The sequence below is a fragment of the Thermostichus sp. OS-CIW-26 genome (assembly GCF_054058395.1).
This window is the reverse complement of sequence record NZ_JBSSAG010000063.1, coordinates 1-4,567: the sequence shown is the minus strand read 5'-3', so window position 1 is coordinate 4,567 and position 4,567 is coordinate 1. Positions and strand designations below refer to the sequence as shown.

Genomic DNA, 4,567 nt, shown 5'->3' with positions numbered 1-4,567 from the left:
CGCCTGAAATTCCGAAACTTAGCTGTCCTCTGGGGCCGCTAGGGATTGGGATAAAGCCCGCACCCTGCGCATAGCGCGGGTGTCGGGTAGTTTACGTAGCCGGATCGAAGGTCGGGCAGGCTGGGTTAAGGTGATAAAGAGTTACAGGGCTGGTCGCTATGGCTGAGATGAGTCCGTATCAGGTGTTGGGAATTAGCGAAGAAGCCTCTTTTGAAGAGATTCAATCGGCGCGGGCTCGGCTCCTGGCCAGCTTGGGCGCCGATGAACAGCAGCAAGAGCGGGTGGAGCAAGCCTACGATGCCATCCTGATGCAGCGCCTGCGCCTGCGCAAAGAGGGCAAAATCGCCGTTCCCGATCGCATTCGCTACGCCGAACAACGGGCTGCCCATCCTGAGCCGGAGCTGAGTTTGCCTCGCCCTGCTGCCCAAAATCCCCCCTGGGTCAGCCGCTGGTTGGATACCCCCTCTACCGCCGATGCCCTCTGGCCTGCGGCGCTGCTGGGTGGGCTGGGGGGTTGGGTTATCCTGGCTCCCGATGAGTACCCCTCGCTGCAACTGGCCTTGGGGCTGATGGCTTGTATCTATTTCCTGTATCGCAAAGAGCGCCGCTTCATTCGCGCTTTTCTCTTGGCCCTGGCGGGCCTGAGCCTGGGGCTGATGTTGGCCTACGGCATTGCCCTTCCTCTCACCGGTGGCGATGCTCCTGGTGCGCTGTTGGTGGGGATCACGTTTACGGTGATGTGGTTGGTGACCAGCTTTCTGCGCTAGCTGCCGGTTGGCAACGGATATCCAACCAGGGATCATCCTCACCTGCCAAACCGCCGCTGCCGCGACTGATAGCTAAGCAAGGCTTGGTGAAAAGCGGCTCGGTCGAAATCCGGCCAGAGGATGGGGGTGAAATACTGCTCGGTGTAGGCCATCTGCCAGAGCAGGAAGTTGCTGATGCGCATCTCGCCGCTGGTACGGATCAGCAGATCAGGATCCGATAAGCCGGTGGTGTAGAGAAATTGGGAAAAGAGGGCCTCGTCAATCTGATCCGGCTGCAGCAGCCCCTGCTGCACCAAGGTGGCAATGGAGCGGCAGGCCTGTAGGATCTCCTGTCGTCCCCCGTAGTTAAGGGCCACCGTCAGGCAAATGCCCTTGTTGTGCTGGGTGCATTCCACCGCATGCACGATGGTTTCCTGCAGAGAGTGGGGCAGAGCCGACAACTGGCCGGCAAACTGGATGCGCACCCCCTGCTGCACCATTTCCCCCAATTCCTGCCACAACACCTGCTCGAACAAAGTCATGAGAAAATCCACCTCCTCGCGGGCCCGGCCCCAGTTCTCGGTGGAGAAGGCATAGGCGGTAAGGGCTGGGATCCCCCAGTCATCACAACAGCGCAGCAGCTCCTTCAGGGCCGCTACCCCTCGCTGATGCCCAACACTGCGGGGTAAGCCCCGTTTTTGCGCCCAACGCCCGTTGCCATCCATCACCACCGCCACATGGCGGGGCAACAACTGGGGATCCAGGTCGGCAGGCAACTGCAGAAGATGGGCAGGAGAAAGGGTCATGGAGATTCAGTCTTCGGGGAGGGTTTTCTCAGGTTTGCGAAAGAGTTTAGTCAGATCGGCAAGGGATCCCCACCAGCGCAGCGGCCCATTGCGAAACCAGGGGTAGGCCCACAATCCCTTTAGCGGAGCATCTCGTTTTTTGGCATCGCGGGGATTGCGCAACCGCTGTACCAGCAGCTCGTGTAACTTGGCACTGGTCAGAGGCCGCTCGATGCGCCCACCCTCCGCCAGGGAAATGGATCCCGTTTCTTCTGAGACCACAATACACAAGCAATTGGTCTGCTCTGTGATCCCCATCGCAGCACGGTGCCGTGTGCCCAGTTGCCGAGAGGCGGCCCGCTCCGAAACCGGTAGGATGACCCCCGCTGCGCGAATGCGATCCCGATGGATGACCACAGCCCCATCATGCAACAAAGTTGAAGTCTGGAAAATGGTCTGCAGGATCTCCCGCGACACCCGCGCCTGGAGAGGTACTCCTTTGTCGGTAAACACCCGCGAGTCAATTGGTTGCTCCGGCTCGATCACAATCAGCGCTCCTGTGCGGTTTTGGGAAAGTTCTCGCACTGCTTGCACCAGTTCTTCCACCAAATCTTCCTCAGGATCCTCCTCGTCATCGCCTGCGTTGCTCGGCCACTCCATGCGGATGGCTCTTGCCAATTGCTCCAGCAGCCGCCGAAACTCCGGTTGAAAGAGCACGCCCATGGCTACAGCTGCGCCCAGGAGCAGGCGATCCAAGATCAGGTGAACCAAGGGGAGAGAGGCTGTGGCCAGGTACAGCACCAGCAGCACTATAAATCCCCTCACCAGCACCCCAGCACGACTTTCGCGGGTGTAGTAGAGAGCCAAAGCCAACAGAAAGACAGCCAGAGCCCAGTCCAAGAGGCTGAGAAAGTTAAACTGCTGTAGCCAAGCCCATAAGGCCGCCAGCATGGCGAAAAACCCCGTTCACGCTCCCCTCATTGCGGACCTTCTGCCTGGTGCCGTTCTGCACCTCAGAACCCCTGTTGGACTGCGGCCCCCAGACCAGCCTACCACTCACCTCCTGGCTGTCTTCCAGTCTTTCTCGCATGAGGTGCGTTGGCTGCGGTCGGCGCTGCCAGGAAAGGCTGTGCCTCTACTGACCAGATGGGTATGGGCAAACTTCCCCTTCAACGCAGCAACCGCTCTGGCAAGACATCTTGACGGATTAAGTCGGCATAAGTTTCTCGCCGCACAATCAACTGGGCCTCTCCCTCGTTGACCAGCACCGCGGCTGGCCGAGGGAAGCGATTGTAATTGGAAGCCATGCTGTAGTTGTAGGCCCCCGTCGCCAAAACCACCAACACTTCTCCTGCCATTGGGGCGGGCAGAAGCACATCCTTCAACAGCACATCCCCCGACTCGCAGTGCTTGCCGGCCACCGTTACCCGCTGCGTGGCCTCTGCCTCTGGTCGGTTGGCCAGAAGGGCGGTATAGCGGGCTTGATAGGTGATCGGGCGCGGGTTGTCGGACATACCACCGTCGATGGTGATGTAGGTGCGTCCCTGGGGCAGGTCATCGCTGGGAGGGATCCGCTTTTGCCCTCCCAGGGTGTAGGCGGTCACGGCAGCCGGCCCAATCACAGATCGTCCAGGCTCGCAGAGCACCTTGGGCAAAGGGATCCCAGCCTGGGCAAAGGCTTGTTGCACCGCCGTTGCCACAGTTTCCACCCACTCCGGGATGGAGGGGGGATCATCGGATTCGATATAGCGGATCCCCAGGCCCCCACCCACATTCAGCTCTTGTAGGGGCAACCCTCTGCCCAGCCCTTGCCGCCAGATCTGGGCCAGCACCCCCGCCAGGTCTCGGTGGCCCTGTAGATCAAAAATCTGTGACCCAATGTGGGCATGGAGCCCAACGCACTGCAGTTGGGGATGGGCTGCCAAAAAGTCAAACACCTCCGGCAGTTGCCATTGGCCGATGCCGAATTTGCTGTCGGTTTGTCCGGTGCGGATGTACTCGTGGGTGTGGACGTCAATACCAGGGTTAACCCGCAGGAGCAGCCGCGCTGGCCGTGCGGGCGTGGTCAGGGCCGACACCTGCTGCAGTTCGTACAGGCTATCGACCACCAAAGTACAGCCCGTCTCCAGGGCCAAGTTCAGCTCGTCGAGAGACTTGGCGTTGCCGTGCAGATAGAGATCTTCACCTTTGGCCCCCGCCTGCAGGGCCGTGTACAGCTCCCCGCCAGAAGCCACATCCAACCCCAGCCCTTCTTGCAGCGCCAATGCACAGATGGCCAGGCAATTCCAGGCTTTCGTGGCGTACAAAACCCGGGATCCCCCGGCGTAGCAGCGGGCCCAGGTGTCACGGTAAAGCTGGCAGGCGCGGCGCAGCGTCCATTCGTCCAGGATGTAGAGAGGGGATCCAAACTGGCGCACCAGCTCCACCACGTCGCACCCCCCAATTTCCAAGTGCCCCCGGCTGTTGATACGGCTGGTCAAGGGGCGCAAAGACTGGTTGGGGGAAAGGGTCTGCTCTGGATGGGTGGGAGTGCCGAGGGTCGAAATCATGGTCAGGAGTCAGAAAACTGTCTTAAACGATATCAAGTTCCTTATTCAGCTTGTCTTGAAAAGTGCCCAGCCCTAACCCGATCCCTTTATACCCAGCTCTGGGGCTGCCTCGTTCCGCTTCGACTCTGACTCCTCGGTTTTGAGATGGCTGACAATTGGCACAGTGGGAGTGTGTCTGACTTACGCAACACCTTCTGCTATGATGAAAGACCGGTGTCAACGGGTCGATGCCCGAGGGGTTAAAGGGGGCGGACTGTAAATCCGCTGGCTTACGCCTACGTTGGTTCGAATCCAACTCGGCCCACCATCGGCTTTGCCCACGTGGCTCAGTGGTAGAGCACCCCCTTGGTAAGGGGGAGGTCACGAGTTCGATCCTCGTCGTGGGCTTGGCGCTGTAAACTACCCGACCCTGACTGCTTCGCAGTACAGGGCGGGCTTTTGGTAGCCCTGCAGTTGGCAAGCCAACCACGAACCTCCAGGCTGGTTT

The 4,567-nt window shown here is 59.9% G+C and carries 4 protein-coding genes and 2 tRNA genes; 3 read left to right on the top strand and 3 right to left on the bottom strand.

From position 1 onward, the window contains the following. The first annotated feature begins 158 nt into the window (after positions 1-158). Positions 159-767, top strand: coding sequence for a CPP1-like family protein (locus ACVW0C_RS14135; protein ID WP_041436527.1), 609 nt, complete (start codon positions 159-161; stop codon positions 765-767). Positions 768-805: 38 nt separating this feature from the next. On the opposite strand, the gene ACVW0C_RS14130 is transcribed toward ACVW0C_RS14135, so the two are convergent. The 3 genes from ACVW0C_RS14130 to lysA form a co-directional block, all read right to left on the bottom strand. Next, positions 806-1,552 (bottom strand): isoprenyl transferase, encoded by a 747-nt coding sequence (locus ACVW0C_RS14130; protein WP_414343303.1) that lies wholly within the window; start codon positions 1,550-1,552, stop codon positions 806-808. Positions 1,553-1,558: 6 nt separating this feature from the next. After that, entirely contained in the window at positions 1,559-2,482 is a 924-nt protein-coding gene (gene cdaA / locus ACVW0C_RS14125) for a diadenylate cyclase CdaA (RefSeq protein ID WP_457386031.1), read from the bottom strand. Positions 2,483-2,700: 218 nt separating this feature from the next. Beyond that, the gene (gene lysA, locus ACVW0C_RS14120) at positions 2,701-4,080 is read right to left on the bottom strand and encodes a diaminopimelate decarboxylase (RefSeq protein WP_457386029.1); all 1,380 of its coding nucleotides are present in this window, start codon (positions 4,078-4,080) and stop codon (positions 2,701-2,703) included. A 221-nt stretch (positions 4,081-4,301) separates the two neighbouring features. Between lysA and ACVW0C_RS14115 the strand changes: the two genes are divergently transcribed. After that, positions 4,302-4,387 (top strand) — tRNA-Tyr (locus tag ACVW0C_RS14115). Between the two features lie 8 nt (positions 4,388-4,395). After that, positions 4,396-4,467: transfer RNA gene (locus ACVW0C_RS14110), tRNA-Thr, on the top strand. The last annotated feature ends 100 nt before the right edge of the window (positions 4,468-4,567 follow it).

What these genes read in the sequence shown, in the direction of transcription:
- ACVW0C_RS14135 (WP_041436527.1), top strand. Translation starts at nt 159, where the DNA reads ATGGCTGAGATGAGTCCGTATCAGGTGTTGGGAATTAGCGAAGAAGCC.
- ACVW0C_RS14130 (WP_414343303.1), bottom strand. Translation starts at nt 1,552, where the DNA reads ATGACCCTTTCTCCTGCCCATCTTCTGCAGTTGCCTGCCGACCTGGAT.
- cdaA (WP_457386031.1), bottom strand. Translation starts at nt 2,482, where the DNA reads ATGCTGGCGGCCTTATGGGCTTGGCTACAGCAGTTTAACTTTCTCAGC.
- lysA (WP_457386029.1), bottom strand. Translation starts at nt 4,080, where the DNA reads ATGATTTCGACCCTCGGCACTCCCACCCATCCAGAGCAGACCCTTTCC.